The organism is Streptomyces sp. NPDC048270 (genome assembly GCF_040652335.1).
Taxonomy (GTDB): domain Bacteria; phylum Actinomycetota; class Actinomycetes; order Streptomycetales; family Streptomycetaceae; genus Streptomyces.
Window position 1 is genome coordinate 1 of sequence record NZ_JBEZLV010000008.1, and the last position, 20,318, is coordinate 20,318.

The window sequence follows — 20,318 nt, forward strand, 5'->3', positions numbered from 1 at the left end:
GCCGTGAGGCTGCTCCAGTGGGCGTCGCGGGCGAGGCCGACGAGGCTGGTGGCGGGCGGCAGCGGAAGCAGGGCGGGCGCCCACTGGCGGGTGGTCGGGGGCATCAGGTGCGCCTCCGGGTGGTCTGGCGGGAGATGGTCCGGGCGTCGAGGCCCGAGAGTCCGCGCACGGCGACGTACGCCTTCTCGTGCGGGGGCAGCGAGACGCGGCCGCGCAGGACCGCCTCCGGCTCCCGCTCGATGCGGTCGAGCAGGCGGCGGTAGATGCCGGCCATGGCGGCCACGCAGGCGCCGCTGCGCCGGTCGAGCATCGGCAGCAGCCGGTAGCCCTCGGCGAACAGCGCCCGGGCGCGCCGTACTTCGTGGTGGACGAGCCCGGCGAAGTCGGACCCCAGGGGGGCCCGGTCCGCGTGGAAGCCCTCGGAGCAGCCGAACTTGGCCAGGTCCTCGGCCGGCAGGTAGGTGCGCCCGTTGACGGCGTCCTCGCGAACGTCCCGCAGGATGTTGGTGAGTTGCAGGGCGAGGCCGAGCGTGTCGGCGTACTCGGCGGCGCGGGCTGCGTCCGCGACCCCCGGCGCGGTGCCGAACACGCCGAGCGAGAGCCGCCCGATGGCCCCGGCGACGCACCGGCAGTAGGCCTTGAGGTCGTCCCAGGTCTCGTACGTCTCGCCGCGCACGTCCATCAGGACGCCGTCGATGAGCTCGTCGAGGCCGCCGAGCGGGATGGGGAAGCGGCGCGCGGCGTGTGCGAGGGCGACGGCGACGGGGTCGGTGTCGTCCTCGTCGACCTGCTCGGCGCGGATCCGCCCGAGCAGGGCGCGGGTCTCCTCCAGCCGTACCAGCTTCGCCTCGGGCGCCAGCGCGCCGTCGCCGATGTCGTCGACCCGCCGGGAGAAGGCGTACAGCGCGGACATCGCCTGCCGCTTGTCGGTGGGCAGCAGCCGGATGCCGTACGCGAAGTTGCGCGCCTGCGATCCGGTGACGGCCTCGCAGTAGCCGTATGCCGCCAGGACCGGCGCGGACACGTGTGTGGGGCCCTCCACGGTCGGGCTCACCCCTTTCTCGGCGCAGTGCGCAGGACGGCGGCCACCTCGCGGATCAGGCCGCTCTTGGTGGGCTTGGGCGGGCCGGGCAGTACGTCGAAGCCGGCGGCGGTGACGGCTCTCAGGGCGGCACGTCCCCCTCCCACGAAGCCCGCGAGCAGCAGCCGGAGCCTGCCGTGCACGCTGCCCACGAGGGGGGTGCCCTCATCCAGCAGCTCCCGGGCGCGTTCGGTTTCGTAGGCGATCAGGGAGCGTACGGACGCGCCGGCGGACGGGGCCTTGAGGTCGGGCTCGGCGACGTGGAAGCGGCGCATGTCCTCGGCGGGCAGGTAGATCCGGTCCCGGGCGAGGTCCTCGGTGACGTCCTGGAGGTGCTCGGCGATCTGCAGGGCCGTGCAGACCGCGTCGGAGCGGCGGATCCGCTCGGGGGTGGAGGTGCCGGTGAGGGAGAGCACGAGGCGGCCCACCGGGTTGGCGGACAGCTCGCAGTAGGCGAGGAGGTCCCCGTACGTCCCGTAGCGCGCGATCCGCTGGTCCTGGCGGTTGGCCTCGATGAGCCCGAGGAACGGCTCGGGGGTGAGCCGGTGGGCGCGGACCACGGGCTGCAGGGCCCGCATCAGCGGGTGGCGCGGCGGGCCGTCGGGACCGCCGAAAACGCGCCACAGGTCGGCCTCGAAGGCGTCGAGCATGGCGAGCCGGTCGTCCACCGCGGCCGGGCCGAGGCCGAGGAGCACGGCGTCGCGTCCGCCGGGGACCAGGTCGCCGTCGCCGATGTCGTCGACGAGGCGGGCGTAGCCGTAGACCGCCGTCAGGCCGTCCCGCCAGGCGCGGGGCAGGAACGCGGGGGCCACGGGGAAGTTCTCCGCGGCGGCCTTTCCGAGGGTGGCGCGTGCGTGGACGGTGTCGGACAGGGGGCGGATGCCGTCCCCCGGGGTCACCGCCCGCCGCCCGGGGCGGGGACGGCCGTCGCGCCCGGGGGCCGGAGAATTCCCATAGCCATTGCCGTCACATCTCCCGTTCTACACTGCCGACCCAATACATCCTATTTCGGACACGCCGCCCGGGTTTCCCCGGGGTGCGCCAGGCCGTTCACCTGCGGGGAATCGTCCCCTCTTGCCGCGATTCAGGACTGCTTCAGCTTACGCTGTACAACGCCTCGAAGACCGCTGGGGTATTCACCGCGCCCTCGAATGTCGCCGCCGAATGTCACCACCCGATAGCGGCGGAAATTGCCGCGACACGCCGAGGCCCCCGCCGCGCTGAGCGGCGGGGGCCTCGGCGGTCCGGCCGGGGACCGCGGGCGGCGGTGATCAGCCGTTGGACGCCTTCTCGTATGCCGAGACGACTTCGTCCGTGGGCCCGTCCATCAGGAGCTCGCCCTTTTCCAGCCACAGCACCCGGTCACAGGTGTCGCGGATGGACTTGTTGTTGTGGCTCACCAGGAAGACGGTGCCGGCCTTCTCCCGCAGTTCGCGGATGCGGTTCTCGGAACGCACCTGGAAGCTGCGGTCACCGGTGGCCAGGGCCTCGTCGATCATCAGGACGTCGTGGTCCTTGGCCGCCGCGATGGAGAAGCGCAGGCGGGCCGCCATGCCGGAGGAGTAGGTGCGCATCGGCAGGGAGATGAAGTCGCCCTTCTCGTTGATCCCCGAGAAGTCGACGATGCCCTGGTAGCGCTCCTTGATCTGCTCGCGGCTCATGCCCATGGCGAGACCGCCGAGGACGATGTTGCGCTCGCCGGTCAGGTCGTTCATCAGGGCCGCGTTGACGCCCAGGAGCGAGGGCTGGCCGTCGGTGTAGACCTTGCCGGACTCGCAGGGCAGCAGGCCCGCGATGGCCCGCAGCAGGGTCGACTTGCCGGAGCCGTTCGAGCCGATGAGGCCGATCGCCTCGCCCCGGTACGCGGTGAAGGTGACCCCGCGCACGGCGTGGACCCGGCGCACGCCCGGAGCGTCGCCCTTGCCCCGGCGGATTATCTTGCTGAGCGCCGCGGTGGCGGCGCCCTTGCCGGCGCTGCCGGTGTTGACGCGGTAGACGATGTGGACATCGTCCGCGATCACGGTGGGGACGCGCCCCTGGGTACTGTCAGCCACGGCCGTAACGCTCCTCAGCCTTCCAGAAGTACACGAACCCGCCGATGCCGATCACCACGGCCCAGCCGACGGCGAAGAGCCAGACGTGCGGAGGCAGGTTGCTGCTGCCGTAGTCGTCGATCAGCGCGAACCGGATGAGGTCCATGTAGATCGCCACCGGGTTCCACAGCAGAACGTCGCTGATCCACTGCGGCTGGTCCTTGAGGTAGATCCCGATCGGGAACATGACGCCGGAGGCGTACATCCAGGTGCGCATCACGAACGGCATCAGCTGCGCCAGGTCCGGGGTCTTGGAGCCCATCCGCGCGAAGATCATGGCGAGGCCGGTGTTGAAGAGGAACTGCAGCGCCAGCGTCGGGATCACCAGCAGCCAGGAGAGGCGCGGGTAGTTGCCGAAGCTGACCGCGATGACGAAGACGACGACCATCGAGTAGAGCAGCTGCTGCAGCTGCTGCAGCGAGAAGGACACCGGGAGGGCGGCGCGCGGGAAGTGCAGGGCCCGCACCAGGCCGAGGTTGCCGGAGATCGCCCGGACGCCGGCCATCACCGAGCTCTGGGTGAAGGTGAAGACGAAGATGCCCATCATCAGGAACGGGACGTAGACGCCCTTGGGCATCTCCCGGCCCGCGCCGAGGATCAGGCCGAAGATCAGCCAGTAGACGGCCGCGTTCAGCAGTGGGGTCGCCACCTGCCAGACCTGGCCGAGCTTCGCCTGGCTGTACTGCGCGACCAGCCTGGCCCGCGAGAAGGCCAGGACGAAGTGGCGCCGGCCCCAGAGCTGCCGCACGTACTCGACCAGACCGGGCCGGGCGCCGCTGACGGAGAGGCCGTACTTCCTGGCGAGCTCCGCGGGGCTCAGCCCCGCGTCTTCGGACGGCGGCCTGCTCGTGGCGAGGGCGCCGTCGTGGGTTGTGTCACTCACAAGTTGAAACTTTCGTCTTCAAGATGCGGCAGGAGGGGCATCAGGCTGGTGGCGCGAAGCCCGTGATCGCGCCATGTTCCCAGACGCGGGCTCGTCAGATGACAGGAGGTCGGCCCAGCCGGGTCAACCGCCAGACCGTACGCCATCTCATGGGGCGGCGGGGACCGCAGGGAGTGGTCCACCCCTCCCTGAATCCGCCGAACCAGGCCTTGAGCGCGGGCGCGGACGGCCTGCGCAGGAGCGTCAGCAGGAGCCAGACGCCCAGGTAGACCGGGACCAGCGGAGCGGGCAGGTTGCGGCGGGCGAGCCACACCCGGTTACGAGCCACCATACGGTGGTAGACCGCGTGCCGGGAGGGGGCGGTGGTCGGGTGCAGCAGCACCATGTCCGCCCGGTAGTCGATCAGCCACCCTGCGTCGAGCGCCCGCCAGGCCAGGTCGGTCTCCTCGTGCGCGTAGAAGAACTCCCCGGGCAGCGGGCCCACCTGCTCGAACACCTTGGTGCGGACGGCGTTGGCGCCGCCCAGGAAGGTGGTCACCCGCGAGGAGCGCATCGGGTCCGAGGCGCGCAGCCGCGGCACGTGCCGGCGCTGCGTGATACCGGTCTCAGGGTCCGCGATCCGGAAGCTGACGATGCCGAGCTCCGGATCCTCCGCGAAGGCCTGCCGGCACAGCTCGGCGGTGTCGGTGCGCTCGAGCAGGCCGTCGTCGTCCAGGAAGAGCAGGGCGTCGACCTCGCTGCCGCCGGGGCCGAAGGCCTCGATCCCGACGTTGCGTCCGCCGGGGATGCCCAGGTTCTCGGGCAGGTCGACGGTACGGACGCCGGGCGGCAGGTCGGTGAGGCCCGTGACCTGCACGCCTTGGCCCACCACGACCACCTCGACGGGGTCGCCCTCCTGCCGGGCGACCGAGTCGAGCAGTGCCTTCAGCTCGTCCGGGCGGTTGCCCATGGTGATGATCACGGCGCCCAGCCGCATCGGCGTACTCACTTGAGCCTGCTGGAGGCCAGGATCGACACCAGGTGCAGCACGGTCTGGAGCAGTGCGATGGCGGCGAGGACGGCCACCCCGACCCGGGAGTAGAACAGGTCGCCGCGGATCTGGTCCACGACGGCCAGCGCCAGGATGAGCAGGGAGGCCTCGATGCCGAGGACGAGGCGGTGGAACTTGAGCGCGGCGGCGGCCCGGCGGGCGAGCGCCATGCCGGACGAGCGCGGCTCGGCGGCCGCGTCCTTGACCACGGGCTTGCCCGCCTGGTGGCGGGCGACGCCGACCAGGTCGGTCTCGGCCTTGATCAGGATCGCGCCGAGCGCGGCCAGGGTGCCCAGGAAGGCCCACAGCCAGTCGATCCGGCCGCCGCCCCACAGGTCCGCGGCGCGCAGGCCGAAGCCGACGAGCACCGCCGCGTCGCACAGGTACGCGCCGACCCGGTCGAGGTACACGCCGGACAGCGAGAACTGCTTCTTCCAGCGGGCGACCTCGCCGTCGACGCAGTCGAGCAGCAGGTAGAGCTGGACCGCGACCACGCCGAGGACGGCGCCCCAGACGCCCGGCACCAGCAGGGCCGGGGCGGCGAGGACGCCGGCGAGCGTCATCAGGTAGGTCAGCTGGTTCGGCGTGACCTTGGTGGTGACCAGGTAGCGGGTGATGCGCAGGGAGATCTCGCGCATGTAGAGGCGACCGCCCCAGTGCTCGCCGCTGACCCGGTCCTTCACGCCCGCCGGGTGAACGACGGGCCGGAGTTCAGCTACGGATGGTCTTGGCATAGTCGGCGTAAGCGTCCCTGATCTCGGCGGCGGACAGGTTGAGGTGCTCCAGGATCGTGAAGCGTCCCGGGCGGGTCTGCGGGGCGTACTCGACGGCCGTGACGAACTCGTCGATGCTGAAGCCGATCTCCTCGGGGGTCACCGGCAGGCCGTGCCGGCGCAGCACCTCGATGAAGAGCCCGGACAGCTCGCCGGCACCGCGCAGGTGCATCGCGAAGGCGGCGCCGATGCCGACCTGCTCGCCGTGGAGCGCGGAGCGCCCCGGGTAGAGCAGGTCGAAGGCGTGGCTGATCTCGTGGCAGGCGCCGGAGGCGGGGCGGGTGTCCCCGCTGATCGACATGGCGATACCGGTCAGGACCAGGCCCTCGGAGAGCACGGTGAGGAACTCGTCGTCGCCGCATCCGCCGGGGTGGCGCAGGACCGACTGGCCCGCGGTGCGGGCCATGGCGGCGGCCAGGCCGTCGACGGGCTCGCCGGTGATCTCGTGCGAGAGCTCCCAGTCGGCGATCGCCGAGATGTTGGAGATCGCGTCGCCGACGCCCGCGCGGATGAACCGCACCGGGGCTTCCTTGATCACGTCGAGGTCGATCACCATGGCGATCGGCGTGGGCACGCCGTAGGAGCCGCGGCCGTTGTCGTTGTCCAGGATGGACACCGGCGAGCAGATGCCGTCGTGCGAGAGGTTCGTGGCGACGGCCACCATGGGCAGCCCGACCCGCGCCGCGGCGTACTTCGCCACGTCGATGATCTTGCCGCCGCCCAGGCCCACGACGGCGTCGTAGCGGCGGCCCTTTATGTCGTCGGCCAGCTTGACCGCGGAGTCGATGGTGCCGTCGACGACGGCGTACCAGTCGGCGTGCGGCAGCACGGGCTCCAGCTTGGCGCGCAGCGCCACGCCCGAACCCCCGCTGATCGCGATCGCGAGCTTGCCGGAGGCGGAGATCCGCTGGTCGGCCAGCAGGCCGGCCAGGTCGTCCATCGCTCCGCTGGCGATGTCGACGACGACGGGCGAGGGGATGAGCCTCGTCAGTACTGGCATGCGATCGTCCGGCCCTTGGCGAGGTCGTCGTGGTTGTCGATCTCGACCCACTTGACGTCGCCGATGGGAGCCACGTCGATGGTGAAGCCGTCGTTCACGAGCTGCTGGTAGCCGTCCTCGTAGTAGAGGTCGGGGTCGCGCTCGAACGTGGTCTTCAGGGCCTCGGCCAGCTGCTCGGCGGCCTCGGCCTCGATCAGGGTGACACCGATGTACTCGCCCGTCGCGTCGGCCGGGTCCATCAGCTTGGTGATCTTGCGGACGCCCTGGCCCTCGGCGGTGACGACCTTCATCTCCTCGTCGGCCAGGCTCTTGACCGTGTCGAGGGCGAGGATGATCTTCCGGCCGTTGCCGCGGGCGGCGAGCAGGGTCTTCTCGACGGAGACCGGGTGGACGGTGTCGCCGTTGGCGAGGATCACGCCCTGCTTGAGGACGTCACGCGCGCACCACAGGGAGTAGGCGTTGTTCCACTCCTCGGCCTTGTCGTTGTCGATCAGCGTGATCTTGACGCCGTACTTGGCCTCCAGGGCCTCGCGGCGCTCGTAGACGGCCTCCTTGCGGTAGCCGACGACGACGGCGACCTCGGTGAGGCCGACCTCGGCGAAGTTGCCCAGGGTCAGGTCGAGGACGGTGAGGCTGTCCTCCTGCCCTTCGGGGCCGACGGGCACGAGGGCCTTGGGCAGGGTGTCGGTGTAGGGACGCAGACGGCGTCCGGCACCGGCAGCGAGTACAAGGCCGATCATGCTGGTTCTCCTTCGTCATGTACGGCGGGTGCTCCGGAGGAGACCCAGAAGCGGATGCTCTCCACGAGCACCACGAGTGCCACGGCCACGGCCATGGCCGTGAGCGCGACGGGGAAGTCCGAGGCGCGCGTCGCGAGGAGGGCGGCCAGCACCGTGGCCAGCAGGACCCGGCCCTCGTGGCCGCCGATCGTCCGCACCAGCCAGTGCGGCGGCGCGCCGGTGCCGCCGCGGATGCGGTACACCGTGTCGTAGTGATGGTAGGCGACCGCCGCGATCAGGCCGAATGCCGCGGGAAGGGCCCCGGGGACGTCCGCCTTGGCGGCGAGCACCAGGATCGTGACGTATTCGGCGGCCCGGAACAGGGGCGGGATCAGCCAGTCCAGGGCGCCCTTGAGGGGGCGGGAGACGGCCTCGCCGGCGGCCACGGCGTAGAGCACGGCGGCGGCGATCAGCGTCGGGTCTCCGAACGGGCGGCTCAGCGCGAAGCCGATCAGGGCGACGGCCGCGAAGGCGGCGATCCACACGGAGCTCGCGGCGGGCCGGCGGGCTCCCAGCAGCCGGCGCGGCAGCTCGGCGAGCGGGCCGGAGTCGGTGAGGTCGTACAGGGCCTGCGCGGCCCGGTCGGTACGCGTCGCCTTGCGGGTCAGGGAGCGCAGGACCCGGCCGGCGGTCGTGTAGAGCGCACCGAAGGCGCAGCCGACGAGCAGGGCGTAGAAGACGATCCGGGGAGTGGTGACGGCGGTCAGCACCGCGATCATCGCCCAGCGCTCCCCGATCGGCAGGATGATCATCCGGCGGACCCAGACGGTCCAGCCGACGCTGTCGAGCCGGTCGGAGAGGGCGGCCGTGGGGCTCGTGTTGGCCGTCGCGTCGTGGTTGGCCTCGTTGAAGGAGAAGTCCACCACGTGCCGGCAGGTCATGAGGATCATCGCGCCGAGGGCGAGCGCCCAGACGTCGTCGCCGTGGCGGGCCGCCCCGAGGGCGAGTCCCGCGTAGAAGGCGTACTCCTTGGCGCGGTCGAAGGTCGCGTCGAGCCAGGCGCCCATCGTCGAGTACTGGAGCGAGTAGCGGGCGAGCTGCCCGTCGGTGCAGTCCAGGACGAAGGAGAAGAGGAGCAGCACCCCGGCCGCGACGTAGCCCCAGCGGTCGCCGGTGGCGGCGCAGCCGGCCGCGATCAGAGCGGTGACCAGGGAGGCGGTGGTGACCTGGTTCGGGGTCAGGCCGCGGCGCGCGCACCAGCGGGCGATGTAGCGCGAGTACGGGCTGATGAGGAAGGTGGTGAAGAAGCCGTCGCGGGACTTCACGGCGGTCCGCAGGCGCACGGCCTCGTCGTCGACGGCGGCGACGGCGGCGACGGCCGCGTCGCGGTCCGCCGCGGTGGCGGGGACGGCGGCGACGAGGGTGCCGAGCTCGGGCCGCTGGACGGCCGTGCCGGCGGCCTCGACCGCGGCGGCGAGCCGGTCGGCGTAGGGGCCCGCGCCGTCGTCCGGGGCGGCGGCGGCCTTGTCGAGCGCCTCGCGGGCGCCGGGCTGGACGGCGAGGGCGCCGGTGACCGCGCAGGCGTCGAAGCGGGGGTCGGTCAGCGCGAGGCGCAGCGTGTGCACGTGCCCGACGAAGGCGCTGTCCACCACGGCCACGCGCTGGTCCGCGGGTACGGCGGCCAGGGCGGCGGCCGCGTCCTGGGGACCGGCGGCGGGGCGGACCTCGAACCCGAGGGAGCGCAGCTCGTCGGCGAGCGGTGATCCGGGGACCGGCAGGCCGGTGAGGATGACGGTCGGCAGACGAACTCACTCCTTGTAACGAAGTCCGGACTGGCTCCGGACGGGCGCCTCATGGGGCGGCGGCACGTCGGCAGAGGCTATCGGATGAATGGAAGCAGGGGTTCACCACCCGTTTACGCCCTGATAAGCCGCATACCCCCGGCCCCCGGGCCGGGGCGTGATCATCATTGACGATCACGCGCGGTACCACAAACGGCCCGGATGTTACGGTGGACACGCCCCTGATCGTGTCGAGTGGAAAGAGGTGGGTTGATGACCGTCGCAGTGGTCGCGGCCATGCGCAGCGAACTCCGGTGCATCCCCCATCTCCCCCGGGCGACCGGCCGGGCCTGATCACACACGCTGAACGGCCCCGTCGGCCGGTGCCCCCGTTTTCAAGGGTTCACGTTGACCGACAACACCAACACCTTCGAGCACGCCTTCTTCGCCCTGCACCACGGCCTGCCCCGGCAGGCTCCCGGTTCCGACGCGAGCACCCGGCGCCTGCTCTCCCTGTGCGGACCGCTGCCCGAGCGGCCGCGCGTCCTCGACCTGGGCTGCGGTCCGGGCCGCAGCGCCCTGCTGCTCGCCGCGGAAGCCGGTCGGCACGGCGCCGAGGTGACCGCCGTCGACCTGCACGCACCGTTCCTCGAGGAACTGCGCGCGGCCGCCGGGGCCCGCGGGCTCGGCGACCGGATCCGCACCGTCAGGGCGGACATCGGAGACCTCCCGCAGGAGGCCGCCGACGGCTCCGAGGGCTTCCCCGACGGCTCCTTCGACCTCGTCTGGGCGGAGGGCTCCGCCTACCTCATCGGCTTCGACACCGCGCTCGCGCGGTGGAAGCGGCTGCTCGCCCCCGGCGGCACCCTGGTGCTGACCGAGTGCCAGTGGACCGTCGGGGAGCCGTCCGCCGGCGCCCGCGCCTTCTGGGACGGGCAGTACCCGCTGCGCACCACCGCCGGCCATCTCGCGGCCGCCCAGGCCGCCGGGTACCGGGTGCTCGGCGTGCACGACCTGCCCGACTCGGACTGGGCCGAGTACTACGGCCCGCTCGCCGAGCGGGTCGCGGCCCACCCGGGCGGTGCCGGTCCCGCGATGGCGGCCGCCCTGGCCGGCGCCCGCGAGGAGCTCGCCCTGCGCGCCCGGCACGGGCACGAGTACGGGTACACGGGCTACGTCCTGCGCCCGGTGACCGCCGGGGACGGCGGCGCCTGGCCGGCCCGGCCGGAGGCCCCGGCCGACGCGGCCGCCGTACGGGCCGTCAACCTCGCGGCGTTCGAGACCCCGCTGGAGGCGGATCTCGTGGACGCGCTGCGCGCGGACGAGGCCTGGGTGCCCGGGCTGTCGTACGTGGCCGAGGCCCCGGACGGCTCGGTGGCGGCGCACGCGCTGCTCACCGTGTGCCGGGTGGACGGGGCACGGGCCCTCGCGCTCGCCCCGGTGGCCGCGGACCCGGCGCTCCAGCGCTCGGGCGCGGGCAGCTCGGTCGTCCGGGCCGTGCTGGCGGCGGCCAAGGAGCGCGGGGAGTCCCTGGTCCTGGTGCTGGGCCACCCGGAGTACTACCCGCGCTTCGGTTTCGTGCCGGCCTCGCGCTTCGGGATCCGGGCGCCCTTCGAGGTTCCGGACGAGGCCATGATGGCGCTGGTACTGGACGATTCCGTTCCGGTGCCTGCCGGCACGATCGGGTACCCGGCGCCTTTCGGGGTCTGACACCGCGGTCGCGGGTGGTGAAGTGATCTGCCCCTCGTCGCTTATCACGCGACGGGGGGCAGACATGCGCGGATCTCCGAAGTGGGGACAAGCCTCTTTTGTACGGCAGACTGAAGGCCGGAGTCCGAAGCGAAGGATGGGTATGCCGACACCACCAGCCACCGCCGCGAACAGCGCGACCAACGGCACCGGTACTCAAGAACCGATCATGCTCGAACTGGTCGACGAGTCCGGCAACACCATCGGCACGGCGGAGAAGCTCTCCGCTCATCAGGCACCCGGGCAGCTGCACCGGGCGTTCTCCGTGTTCCTCTTCGACGAGCAGGGCCGCCTGCTGCTCCAGCAGCGGGCCCTCGGGAAGTACCACTCCCCCGGCGTCTGGTCGAACACCTGCTGCGGTCACCCCTACCCCGGGGAGTCGCCGTTCGCGGCCGCGGCCCGGCGGACCCACGAGGAGCTGGGGCTGTCGCCCTCGCTGCTCGCGGAGGCGGGGACGGTCCGCTACAACCACCCGGACCCCGCGTCGGGTCTGGTGGAGCAGGAGTTCAACCACCTTTTCGTGGGACTGGCCCAGTCGGCCCTGCGGCCGGATCCGGAGGAGGTCGGGGACACCGTCTTCGTCACCGCCGGCGAACTGGCGAAGCGGCATGCCGAAGTGCCGTTCTCGGCGTGGTTCATGACGGTCCTGGACGCGGCACGGCCCGCGATCCGCGAGCTGACCGGCGACGCCGCGGGCTGGTAGCCGGCCCGGACGGTTCACGCGCCGAGGTTCACACGACGGGTGGCTCACACGACGGGAGTCGCGGGGTGGGGCGGGGCCGTGAGCGGCAGGGCCGCCCAGATGACCTTGCCGCCCGTGGACGTGTGCTCCACGTCGCAGACCCCGCCGGCCTCCAGCGTGATCTCCCGTACCAGGAGCAGCCCCCGGCCGCCGGTCTGGCCGAAATCGGCCTCCAGCGCCTTGGGGCGGTACGGGTGGTTGTCCTCGACGGCCACCCGTACCCACTCCCGGCCGATCGCGACCTCGACGGCCACTTCCGGAGAGAGCAGGGCGGCGTGCCGGACCGAGTTCGTCACCAGCTCGGAGACGATCAGCAGCAGCGAGTACACGAGGTCCTCCCGGCCCGCCACCCCCTGCCGCCCGAGCAGGTCCCGCACGGCGCGGCGCGCCTGCGGAACGGATTCTTCTACCGCGGGAGCCGTGAACCTCCACACTCCCTCGTACGCGAGGGGGTCGGCCGGAGCCTCTGGCTCCGCCTCCCGGGCTGGCGGGACATTCCCGCTGACATCCATCTTCCGTCCCCCGTCTTCGCGCTCGATCGTCTCCACGCGTCAAGAGTGGGGAACAGCCTGATCCGGGCCGCGCCGCTGACCATAAGTCAGCGCCTATCGGACACTTTCTGACCAATGGCGTATGACAGAGTCAGTTGTTCGACTGTTCCTGATCTTCTACGGGACGCTTCTCGGCCGCCGCTCCGGTCCTGTCCGCGGCGGCGGACCCCGGCTCGGCCGCGTCGTCGCTGACCAACCCCAGGATGCGCCGGGCTCCCATGCCCACGGCGATCAGGCTCAGGCCGTCGAACAGCAGGGCGAGGGAGAAGAACGCTCCGATCACGTAGCGGCTGCTGCCGGGCCAGCTCGACAGGATCAGGATGCCCAGCAGGACCCCGAAGGCGCCCTGGACGAGCGAGAGCCCGAAGTTCGCCCCCCGCACCACGAGGGCGCCCGCGAGCCGGAACAGCCCGCCGGTGAGGAAGAGCAGCGCGGCGAACATGGTCAGCGCCTCGGCGCTCGCCTCGGGCCGGCGCAGGATGACGAAGCCCGCCGCCAGATTGACGGCGGCGACGATGACCGCGAGCCAGAAGTAGTTGCTCTTGCGGGACTGGACCGCTTGCAGCAGCCCGACCAGACCGCCGATCAGCAGCAGCCAGCCGAAGAGGAACATCGAGGTCAGGGTGGCCACACCGGTGTAGACCAGACCCACCAGGCCGGCCAGCACGAGGATCACCCCGAGCGCGGCGAGCAGCCCGAAACTACGGCTGAGCTGCTTCTTCTCCCGCTGCGGCGCCCGGCCCCTGCCCTCGGTACGGTCTGCCTCCATGGACGTGCCACCTCCTCGCACCCCCCGGACGGACTCCCCTTGATCATAGGGAGGACACCCCGGGATAGCATCCGGCGCATGGACGCAGCCCCGGACGCAGCCCTCCGCCACACCATCGCCGACGGGGTCGCCACCGTCGTCATCTCGCACCCCGCCAAGCGCAACGCCATGACGGCCGCCATGTGGCGGGCCCTGCCGGAACTGCTGCCGGGGCTGGCGGCCGATCCGGCCGTCCGGGTGCTCGTCCTGACCGGGGCGGGAGCGACCTTCTGCGCGGGCGCGGACATCTCCTCGCTGACCGGGGACGAGGACCCGCAGGCGCTCGCCGTGGCGGCGGAGGAGGCGCTGGCCGCCTTCCCCAAGCCGACGCTGGCCGCGATCCGCGGGTTCTGCGTGGGCGGCGGCAGCCAGCTGGCGGGCGCCTGCGATCTGCGGTTCGCGGAGGAAGGGGCCTCCTTCGGCGTCACCCCGGCGAAGCTGGGCATCGTGTACCCGGCGTCCTCGACCCGGCGGCTGGCCCGGCTGGTCGGCCCGGCCGCCGCCAAGTACCTGCTCTTCTCCGCGGAGTTGGTCGACGCGGACCGGGCGCTGCGCACCGGCTTCCTGGACGAGCTGCTGCCGGCGGGCCAACTGGACAAGCGGGTGGCCGAGTTCACCCGGACCCTCGTCACGAGGTCGCAGCTGACACAGGCGGCGGCCAAGGAGTTCGCGGACGGGCGGACCGACCGGGACGCCCACTGGGCCGCGCAGGCGGCCGGGAGCGGCGACACCGCGGAGGGCGTCGCCGCGTTCCTCGAGCGCCGGGCGCCCGTCTTCCGCTGGCCTACAGCGGATTGACCGCCCGCAGCCGCGCGACGAGCTCGGCCGGAGCCTTGTCCGGGGAACCGGCGTCGTAGGGCGGCTGGGGGTCGTACTCCGTCATCAACTGGACGGTCTGGGCGAACTCGTCACCGGCGATCCTGCCGAGCAGCGTGAGGCCCATGTCGATCCCGGCGGAGACACCCGCCGCGGTGACGTACTTCCCGTCGAACACCACCCGCTCCCCGGTGGGCTCCGCCCCGAACCGCGGCAGCTGGTCCAGGTACAGCCAGTGGCCGGCGGCCCGCCGCCCGTCGAGCAGCCCGGCGGCGGCGAGCAGCAGGGACCCGGTGCAGACGGAGGTCGTCCAGGTGCTGGTCGCGTCGACGTCCCGCAGCCACTGCAGCACGGCGGGGTTCTCCATCTCCAGCTCGGGGTGCGGCCCACCGGGCACGAGGACGATGTCGGGCCGGGTCACCTCGTGGAGGGCCTTGTCGGCGACGAGCGCCAGGGACCCGTTGTCGGTCCGCACGGGCCCGGGGCGCTCGGACACGAACACCGTCTCGGCCTCCTGGAGCCGGCCGAGGGTGTCGAAGGGACCGATGGCATCGAGGGCGGTGAAGCGGTCGTAGAGCAGTACGGCGATCTGCATGGCTCCTCCGGAGCGTGGGGACGGTGCCGCTCCCTGCCGGGGCGGCTGGTCTGTACGGCGGTTCGGTGCGGGCCGGTCGCGGCCGTGGTCACGCGCCGAAGCGGCGGCGGTACTCGGCGGGGGGCCGGCCCAGGGTCCTGACGAAGGCGCGGCGCAGGGCCTCCGGCGTGCGGTAGCCGCAGGCGCGGGATACCCGGGCCACGCCCTCCCGGCTGTCCTCCAGCAGCCGCCGCGCGTGCTCCACCCGCACCCGCTCGACGTAGCGCCGGGCGTGACCCCCGTCTCCGCCTGGAAGGCGCGGGCGAAGTGGCGCGGTGAGAGCCGCGCCCGGGCGGCGAGGGCCTCGACGCCGAGGTCGCCGCCCGGGTGCTCCGTGATCCTTCCCCTGCCTTCGGCCGAGGTGGCGACCGGCCCGTCCCGCACGTAGATCGGGTCCGGCTCCACCACCACGTCCGGGTAGTCCTTGGCCATCTGCTCGCACCCGTACCAGTGCGTCGTCGCCCGCCGCCCGGCCAGCACCCCCGCCTCGGCCGGCAGCAGCCCGCCCGTGCAGACGGACACCAGCCGCTCCGCGCCACCCCCGTAGGCGCGCAGCCAGTCGGTGAGCCGCGGCTCGAAGTCGGCCGTGTACCGGCCGCCGGGCACGAGCAGGGTGGTCCCCCGGCCGGGCCGGGCGGCGTCCAGGTCCCCGTCCGGGACCAGCGTCAGCCCGCTGCTCGTACGGACCGGACCGCCGCCCGGGGACACGGTGCGGATCTCGTACGGGGGCCTCCCCGGGAACCGGGCCGCGGCGGCGAACACCTCGACCGGCCCGGTCACGTCCAGGCTCTGCACCCCGTCGTAGAGGACGAGCACGTGTGGCGACGACATGGCCTCATGGTGTGACGCCGCACCCGGTGGCCGCAATGACGCCCCTCCCACCTATCCGGCCATCGCCGGAGGCCCGCACCTGCCCGGATAGGATCGGCGCATCATGACTGCAACCCTCGTCGCCAAGAAGCTCACCGCCGCCCACGGTGAGCGCACGCTGTTCGCCGATCTCGACCTCGTCGTCGCACCCGGCGACGTCATCGGCCTCGTCGGCGTGAACGGCGCCGGCAAGTCCACCCTGCTGCGCCTGCTCGCCGGGCTGGACACCCCCGAGACCGGTGAGCTGCGGCTCTCGCCGCCCACCGCCGCCGTCGGCCACCTGCCGCAGGAGCCGGAGCGCCGGCCCGCCGAGTCGGTCCGGGAGTTCCTGGCGCGGCGCACCGGGGTGGCCGCCGCGCAGGCGGAGCTGGACGAGGCGACGCAGGGCCTGGTGGACGGGACGCCCGGCGCGGACGACGCGTATGCGACGGCGCTGGACCAGTGGCTGAACCTCGGCGGCGCCGATCTCGACGAGCGGGCGGAGGAGGTCGCGGCCGAGCTCGGCCTCACCGTGGGCCTGGACCTGCCCATGACGGCGCTGTCCGGCGGCCAGGCGGCCCGCGCGGGCCTCGCCTCGCTGCTGCTGTCCCGCTACGACGTCTTCCTGCTGGACGAGCCCACCAACGACCTCGACCTGGACGGTCTGGAGCGGCTGGAGCGGTTCGTCACGGGGCTGCGCGCCGGCACGGTCGTGATCAGCCACGACCGCGAGTTCCTGGCCCGGACCGTCACCAAGGTCCTGGAGCTCGACCTGGCGCAGCAGCAGATCAACCTCTACGGCGGCGGGTACGACGCCTACCTGGAGGAGCGCGAGCGCGCCCGCGACCACGCGCGCGAGGAGTTCGAGGAGTACGCGGACAAGAAGTCGGCCCTCGAAGGCCGGGCCCAGATGCAGCGCAACTGGATGGACAAGGGCGTGCGCAACGCCCGCCGCAAGGCGACCGACAACAACAAGCTCGGCAGGAACCTGCGCAGCGAGTCCAGCGAGAAGCAGGCCGCCAAGGCCCGCCAGACGCAGCGGGCGATCGAGCGGCTGGAGGTCGTCGACGAGCCGCGCAAGGAGTGGGAGCTGCGCATGGAGATCGCGGCGGCGCCGCGCTCCGGCTCGGTGGTGGCCACCCTGCGCGAGGCCGCGGTCAGGCGGGGGGACTTCGCCTTCGGGCCGGCAAGCCTGCAGATCGACTGGGCGGACCGGGTGGCGATCACCGGGGCGAACGGCGCGGGCAAGTCGACCCTGCTGGCCCTCCTGCTCGGCCGGGTGGCTCCGGACTCCGGCTCCGCCACTCTCGGATCGGGCGTGCTGATCGGCGAGGTGGACCAGGCCCGCGGCCTGTTCCTCGGCGACGAGCCGCTGCTGGAGGCGTTCTGCGCGGCCGTCCCGGACACCGAGCCGGCCGAAGTCCGCACCCTGCTGGCCAAGTTCGGCCTCAAGGCGGCGCACGTGCTGCGTCCTGCGGCCACGCTCTCCCCCGGCGAGCGGACCCGGGCGGCGCTGGCCCTGCTCCAGGGCCGCGGGGTCAACCTGCTGGTCCTGGACGAGCCCACCAACCACCTCGACCTCCCGGCGATCGAGCAGTTGGAGTCCGCCCTGGAGGCGTACGAGGGCACCCTGCTGCTGGTCACCCACGACCGCCGCATGCTGGACGCCGTTTCGGTGACCCGCCGCCTGCGGGTCGAGGACGGCAACGTCACCGAGCTCTAGCCGCGGGGGCGCGGGGCCCGCCCTCCCAAGGTGCCGACCCGCTCGTGCACGACTAGCCTTTGTGGGTGAGAGCCGCAACCGCGGAGCACGCCTCCATGGCCGAAGTGCCGCGTCAGCAGGGGTTGCACCTCTGACGCGCGCCCGCTTCGGAACTCGTGTGGGGGCCTGGGCCCCCTGTGCCCGGACCTGTGCTTCCGCACTTCCAGCGGCCCTGTATCCGACCCGCGCTGCGCATTCTGTTTTGCGGCCGCGGTTCTGCTCCTCCGTACCCCGTGAGAGGTGCGGGCGGGTGGAAGGAAAGGGAATCTCCATGCGTGCACAGAGAGCGAAGCGCCTCTTCGTGGTCTCCGCCGCCGGGCTTCTGATGGCCGGTGGAGCCGCGTTCGGTACGGCGGGCACCGCCTCGGCGGCAACCCCCACCCAGACCGTCAGCTACGTCACCGGCGGCTGGGACCACGACGATGACGACGACTACGGTGGCCACGGCGGCTGGCGACACGGCGGCTGGGACCACGACGACGACGACAACGGTTACGGAGGACATGGCCACGGCGGGTACGGCCACGGCCGAGGAGGCTGCTGACTCGCCCCCTTCACGGCACACCGTGCGCGGACCCGGTCACCGGGCCGCGCACCGGTCTGCCGCGGTGGCGTCAGCGCTCCGCCGGAGCGCTCCTCTTGCGGGCCATCCTGCGTGCCACGAAGGCGCGCGGGAGGTGCCGGGCGGCCAGGGCGTACGCCCGGTAGCGGCGGCCCGTGATACTGAGCGGGCGGCGCAGTGCCAGATCGCGCAGTGCCTGGTCGACCACGGCCCGCGGGTCCAGCCAGACCGCCTCGCGCAGGGCGCTGACGTCCATCCCGGCGCGCTCCTGGAACTCGGTGCGGGTGAATCCCGGCACCACCGCCAGGACCCGGACGCCGTACGGCTCCATGTCCACCCGCAGTGACTCGCTGAACGCGGTGACCCAGGCCTTGGCCGCCCCGTAGGTGCCGGTCGGCAGCAGTCCGGCCACCGAGGAGACGTTGACCACCGCGCCCCGGCGGCGCTCGCGCAGGCCCGGCAGCACGGCGTGGGTGAGCCGCAGGGGCACCTTCACCAGCAGGTCGAGCATCCGCTCCTCGTCCTCGACCGGGCTGTACGGGAAGGGCGCGGGCAGTCCGAAGCCCGCGTTGTTGACCAGGATGTCCACGGGGCGGACCCGGTCGGCGAGGCGTGCGGCGACCGCCGCGCAGTCCGCCGGGTCCAGCAGGTCGGCGGGCAGCACCTCGGCGGCCGTGCCGAACTCCCGGCCGAGGTCGCGCGCGACGGACTCCAGCCGCTCCTTGTCGCGGGCCACGAGGACCAGGTCGGCGCCCTTGGCCGCGAAGGCCCGGGCGAAGGCGGCGCCCAGTCCGGCGCTGGCCCCGGTGATCAGTACGGTGGTCACGACGGCTTCACTTCCCGGGTGTACGCGTGGGCGACGTCGACGAGGAACCGGGCCTCCTGCGCCAGGTCCCCGCCCTCGGCGGAGGTCTGGATGGCGGCGGGCAGCTCCAGTCCGGCCGCCTCGCCCTGCTGCCCGGGGGCGCCGGCGAGCTTCGCCCGCCGCGCGTCGAGCAGTACGGAGGCCAGCGCGGCGGCGGTGCGCCGCTGCTCGGGGACCCCGCGTCCGGCGACGCGGCCGCGGGCGTCCTCCAGGGCGCCGGGGGCGACGTACTCGCCGAGGATCAGGATCGCGTCGCGCGTCTCGATCACCTTGCGGTACACGAGCAGGTTGCGCGGGACCGGGGGCCACAGCAGCTCCACCATCCGCCCGGCCCGCGGCTTGTTCAGGGCCACGTGCGGGACGGCCTGGACCAGGTCGCGCCACAGCGGCCACAGGCGCCAGGCGGTGGCGATGTCGGAGGCGGTCCGGCGGAAGGTGAACAGGGTCGGCACGAGGATCGCGGCGGCCCGCAGCAGCCCGTGCAGGTTCATCAGCAGCGGCAGGGCGGGCATCGCCCAGGTGCTGCCGAACAGGGCCTTGAGCAGGTAGGCGAGCCAGAACAGGCCGGCGAGCGCGGTACCGAGGCCGAAGAGGCGCAGACCGGCGGCCAGCCCCCGGCTCTCGGTGCGGCGGCTGTAGCGCCAGCACAGGGCCACGCACACGGTGTTGGCGACCACGTGCGCGGAGATCAGCACCAGCCAGTACGCGAGGGAGGGCACCGGGTCGCCGACCGGCGGCATCGCGTGCGTGCCGTGCGCGGGCGCCGCGGCGTCCAGCGCGACCAGTGCGGCCAGCCACCCGACCGTGGCGGTCCAGGAGACGAGCCGCAGGCGGCGGCCGCCCGCGGCGGCGGCCACGAAGAACAGGACGGCGCCGGCGGAGAAGACCCCGATGAGGTTGCGGACGAGGCCGATGCTGTGGGCGTAGCCCGCGCCGCGGTCCATCGCGTACGCGACGACGTCGGGGAGGTTGAGGGTCATCGCGGCGGCGGCGGTGGCCACGGCCAGCCACAGGCCGCGCTGCTGCGGGGAGCGCAGGGCGCCGGGGGCGCGGAGCAGGACCGCGAGCCAGAGGCAGACCACGCTGGGAACGGCGAGCCAGTTGCCGAAGTCGGTCAGGTCAGCTGCCATCGTTCCCCCGCTCGTAACCCATGGCGGACTCGAGCCGGGCCAGGGTGCCCCGGGCGCGGGCCGCGGACGGCGGGCCGGCGTTCGCCGTGCGGATGCGGATCATGCTGGCGAGCATCTCCGCCTCCTGCTCCTGGCGGGTGGTGTAGTTGGTGCGCCCGAGCACGACCGGGGCGCGCCCGTCGGTCTCCTCCCCCTCCAGGGAGTGGTGCCCGAAGAGGATGTGGCCGAGCTCGTGGAGCACGATGTGCTCCCGGTGCAGCGGGGTGGTCTGCGCCTCGTAGAAGACGTAGTCGACGCTGGCCGTGCCCACCCACAGTCCGCACACGCCCGACTCCGCGGCCTCCTTGGGCAGCGGGTGGAGCTTGATGGGGCGGCCGCGCTGCTCGGCCATGCGGCTGCACAGCGCGTCGAGGGAGAACGGATGGGTCAGATCCAGTTGGCCGAGAATGTTCTCGCACCGTTTGCGCAGGCTGAGTTGCCGGTGGGGCAT

General features: G+C 72.7%; 21 protein-coding genes and 1 pseudogene. 6 read left to right on the forward strand and 16 right to left on the reverse strand.

Going from position 1 to position 20,318, the window contains the following annotated elements:
• Positions 1 to 103 precede the first annotated feature (103 nt).
• From hpnD to AB0D66_RS09810, 9 genes are all read right to left on the reverse strand, one after another.
• Positions 104 to 1,054 carry a presqualene diphosphate synthase HpnD gene (gene hpnD / locus AB0D66_RS09770; RefSeq protein ID WP_362299346.1) on the reverse strand — a complete coding sequence of 317 codons (951 nt, stop codon included), beginning with the start codon at positions 1,052 to 1,054 and terminating at the stop codon, positions 104 to 106.
• A complete protein-coding gene (gene hpnC, locus AB0D66_RS09775; protein WP_362299349.1) occupies positions 1,051 to 1,980 on the reverse strand; it encodes a squalene synthase HpnC in 930 nt (309 codons plus the stop codon). Before hpnC ends, hpnD begins: the two co-directional genes overlap by 4 nt.
• A 372-nt stretch (positions 1,981 to 2,352) precedes the next feature.
• Positions 2,353 to 3,135 (reverse strand): ABC transporter ATP-binding protein, encoded by a 783-nt coding sequence (locus AB0D66_RS09780; RefSeq protein ID WP_362299352.1) that lies wholly within the window; start codon positions 3,133 to 3,135, stop codon positions 2,353 to 2,355.
• Positions 3,128 to 4,057 carry an ABC transporter permease gene (locus AB0D66_RS09785; protein ID WP_362299355.1) on the reverse strand — a complete coding sequence of 310 codons (930 nt, stop codon included), beginning with the start codon at positions 4,055 to 4,057 and terminating at the stop codon, positions 3,128 to 3,130. Before AB0D66_RS09785 ends, AB0D66_RS09780 begins: the two co-directional genes overlap by 8 nt.
• 94 nt (positions 4,058 to 4,151) lie before the next feature.
• On the reverse strand, positions 4,152 to 5,033 hold the full coding sequence (locus tag AB0D66_RS09790; protein ID WP_362299814.1) for a glycosyltransferase: 882 nt from the start codon (positions 5,031 to 5,033) through the stop codon (positions 4,152 to 4,154).
• Between the two features lie 8 nt (positions 5,034 to 5,041).
• Positions 5,042 to 5,821, reverse strand: a complete 780-nt coding sequence (locus AB0D66_RS09795; RefSeq protein WP_362299358.1) for a CDP-alcohol phosphatidyltransferase family protein — start codon at positions 5,819 to 5,821, stop codon at positions 5,042 to 5,044.
• On the reverse strand, positions 5,799 to 6,860 hold the full coding sequence (locus AB0D66_RS09800) for an iron-containing alcohol dehydrogenase family protein (protein ID WP_362299361.1): 1,062 nt from the start codon (positions 6,858 to 6,860) through the stop codon (positions 5,799 to 5,801). Before AB0D66_RS09800 ends, AB0D66_RS09795 begins: the two co-directional genes overlap by 23 nt.
• Positions 6,848 to 7,600, reverse strand: a complete 753-nt coding sequence (locus AB0D66_RS09805) for a phosphocholine cytidylyltransferase family protein (protein WP_362299364.1) — start codon at positions 7,598 to 7,600, stop codon at positions 6,848 to 6,850. The genes AB0D66_RS09800 and AB0D66_RS09805 overlap by 13 nt, the downstream gene beginning before the upstream one ends.
• Positions 7,597 to 9,204: a DUF5941 domain-containing protein gene (locus AB0D66_RS09810; protein ID WP_362299366.1), complete on the reverse strand. Its 1,608-nt coding sequence runs from the start codon at positions 9,202 to 9,204 to the stop codon at positions 7,597 to 7,599. The genes AB0D66_RS09805 and AB0D66_RS09810 overlap by 4 nt, the downstream gene beginning before the upstream one ends.
• Here AB0D66_RS09810 and AB0D66_RS09815 point away from each other — a divergent pair, their 5' ends adjacent.
• From AB0D66_RS09815 to idi, 3 genes are all read left to right on the forward strand, one after another.
• Positions 9,205 to 9,342, forward strand: a complete 138-nt coding sequence (locus AB0D66_RS09815) for a hypothetical protein (protein WP_362299369.1) — start codon at positions 9,205 to 9,207, stop codon at positions 9,340 to 9,342.
• Between the two features lie 426 nt (positions 9,343 to 9,768).
• Complete coding sequence (locus AB0D66_RS09820) at positions 9,769 to 11,070, forward strand: bifunctional class I SAM-dependent methyltransferase/N-acetyltransferase (protein ID WP_362299372.1); 1,302 nt, start codon at positions 9,769 to 9,771, stop codon at positions 11,068 to 11,070.
• Between the two features lie 142 nt (positions 11,071 to 11,212).
• Entirely contained in the window at positions 11,213 to 11,812 is a 600-nt protein-coding gene (gene idi / locus AB0D66_RS09825) for an isopentenyl-diphosphate Delta-isomerase (protein ID WP_361752795.1), read from the forward strand.
• Positions 11,813 to 11,856: 44 nt separating this feature from the next.
• On the opposite strand, the gene AB0D66_RS09830 is transcribed toward idi, so the two are convergent.
• The gene (locus AB0D66_RS09830) at positions 11,857 to 12,363 is read right to left on the reverse strand and encodes an ATP-binding protein (protein ID WP_362299816.1); all 507 of its coding nucleotides are present in this window, start codon (positions 12,361 to 12,363) and stop codon (positions 11,857 to 11,859) included.
• Between the two features lie 130 nt (positions 12,364 to 12,493).
• Positions 12,494 to 13,171, reverse strand: a complete 678-nt coding sequence (locus AB0D66_RS09835; protein WP_362299375.1) for a DUF308 domain-containing protein — start codon at positions 13,169 to 13,171, stop codon at positions 12,494 to 12,496.
• Positions 13,172 to 13,249: 78 nt separating this feature from the next.
• Here AB0D66_RS09835 and AB0D66_RS09840 point away from each other — a divergent pair, with 78 nt between their 5' ends.
• Positions 13,250 to 14,008: an enoyl-CoA hydratase/isomerase family protein gene (locus tag AB0D66_RS09840; protein ID WP_362299378.1), complete on the forward strand. Its 759-nt coding sequence runs from the start codon at positions 13,250 to 13,252 to the stop codon at positions 14,006 to 14,008.
• Here AB0D66_RS09840 and AB0D66_RS09845 read toward each other — a convergent pair.
• Both AB0D66_RS09845 and AB0D66_RS09850 read right to left on the reverse strand, forming a co-directional pair.
• A complete protein-coding gene (locus AB0D66_RS09845) occupies positions 13,995 to 14,621 on the reverse strand; it encodes a DJ-1/PfpI family protein (RefSeq protein WP_362299382.1) in 627 nt (208 codons plus the stop codon). The genes AB0D66_RS09840 and AB0D66_RS09845 overlap by 14 nt on opposite strands.
• An 88-nt stretch (positions 14,622 to 14,709) precedes the next feature.
• A pseudogene (locus AB0D66_RS09850) lies at positions 14,710 to 15,491 on the reverse strand (helix-turn-helix domain-containing protein).
• Between the two features lie 103 nt (positions 15,492 to 15,594).
• On the opposite strand from AB0D66_RS09850, the gene AB0D66_RS09855 reads away from it, so the two are divergent.
• Both AB0D66_RS09855 and AB0D66_RS09860 read left to right on the forward strand, forming a co-directional pair.
• Positions 15,595 to 17,232, forward strand: a complete 1,638-nt coding sequence (locus AB0D66_RS09855; RefSeq protein WP_362299383.1) for an ABC-F family ATP-binding cassette domain-containing protein — start codon at positions 15,595 to 15,597, stop codon at positions 17,230 to 17,232.
• Between the two features lie 310 nt (positions 17,233 to 17,542).
• A complete protein-coding gene (locus AB0D66_RS09860; protein ID WP_362299385.1) occupies positions 17,543 to 17,815 on the forward strand; it encodes a hypothetical protein in 273 nt (90 codons plus the stop codon).
• 70 nt (positions 17,816 to 17,885) lie between these two features.
• Here the strand turns inward: AB0D66_RS09860 and AB0D66_RS09865 are convergent, their stop codons facing one another.
• Genes AB0D66_RS09865 through AB0D66_RS09875 form a run of 3 tightly spaced genes read right to left on the reverse strand, consistent with a single transcriptional unit; the run spans position 17,886 to position 20,318 of the window.
• Positions 17,886 to 18,659 (reverse strand): SDR family oxidoreductase, encoded by a 774-nt coding sequence (locus AB0D66_RS09865; protein ID WP_362299388.1) that lies wholly within the window; start codon positions 18,657 to 18,659, stop codon positions 17,886 to 17,888.
• Positions 18,656 to 19,828 (reverse strand): MAB_1171c family putative transporter, encoded by a 1,173-nt coding sequence (locus AB0D66_RS09870; RefSeq protein ID WP_362299390.1) that lies wholly within the window; start codon positions 19,826 to 19,828, stop codon positions 18,656 to 18,658. Before AB0D66_RS09870 ends, AB0D66_RS09865 begins: the two co-directional genes overlap by 4 nt.
• Entirely contained in the window at positions 19,818 to 20,318 is a 501-nt protein-coding gene (locus AB0D66_RS09875) for a hypothetical protein (RefSeq protein ID WP_362299393.1), read from the reverse strand. Before AB0D66_RS09875 ends, AB0D66_RS09870 begins: the two co-directional genes overlap by 11 nt.

Bases quoted from the DNA above. Each gene is read 5' to 3' on its own strand.
- AB0D66_RS09790 (WP_362299814.1), bottom strand. From the start codon at position 5,033: ATGCGGCTGGGCGCCGTGATCATCACCATGGGCAACCGCCCGGACGAG.
- AB0D66_RS09795 (WP_362299358.1), bottom strand. From the start codon at position 5,821: ATGCCAAGACCATCCGTAGCTGAACTCCGGCCCGTCGTTCACCCGGCG.
- AB0D66_RS09800 (WP_362299361.1), bottom strand. From the start codon at position 6,860: ATGCCAGTACTGACGAGGCTCATCCCCTCGCCCGTCGTCGTCGACATC.
- AB0D66_RS09805 (WP_362299364.1), bottom strand. From the start codon at position 7,600: ATGATCGGCCTTGTACTCGCTGCCGGTGCCGGACGCCGTCTGCGTCCC.
- idi (WP_361752795.1), top strand. From the start codon at position 11,213: ATGCCGACACCACCAGCCACCGCCGCGAACAGCGCGACCAACGGCACC.
- AB0D66_RS09830 (WP_362299816.1), bottom strand. From the start codon at position 12,363: ATGGATGTCAGCGGGAATGTCCCGCCAGCCCGGGAGGCGGAGCCAGAG.
- AB0D66_RS09835 (WP_362299375.1), bottom strand. From the start codon at position 13,171: ATGGAGGCAGACCGTACCGAGGGCAGGGGCCGGGCGCCGCAGCGGGAG.
- AB0D66_RS09840 (WP_362299378.1), top strand. From the start codon at position 13,250: ATGGACGCAGCCCCGGACGCAGCCCTCCGCCACACCATCGCCGACGGG.
- AB0D66_RS09845 (WP_362299382.1), bottom strand. From the start codon at position 14,621: ATGCAGATCGCCGTACTGCTCTACGACCGCTTCACCGCCCTCGATGCC.
- AB0D66_RS09855 (WP_362299383.1), top strand. From the start codon at position 15,595: ATGACTGCAACCCTCGTCGCCAAGAAGCTCACCGCCGCCCACGGTGAG.
- AB0D66_RS09860 (WP_362299385.1), top strand. From the start codon at position 17,543: ATGCGTGCACAGAGAGCGAAGCGCCTCTTCGTGGTCTCCGCCGCCGGG.
- AB0D66_RS09870 (WP_362299390.1), bottom strand. From the start codon at position 19,828: ATGGCAGCTGACCTGACCGACTTCGGCAACTGGCTCGCCGTTCCCAGC.
- AB0D66_RS09875 (WP_362299393.1), bottom strand. From the start codon at position 20,318: ATGCCCCACCGGCAACTCAGCCTGCGCAAACGGTGCGAGAACATTCTC.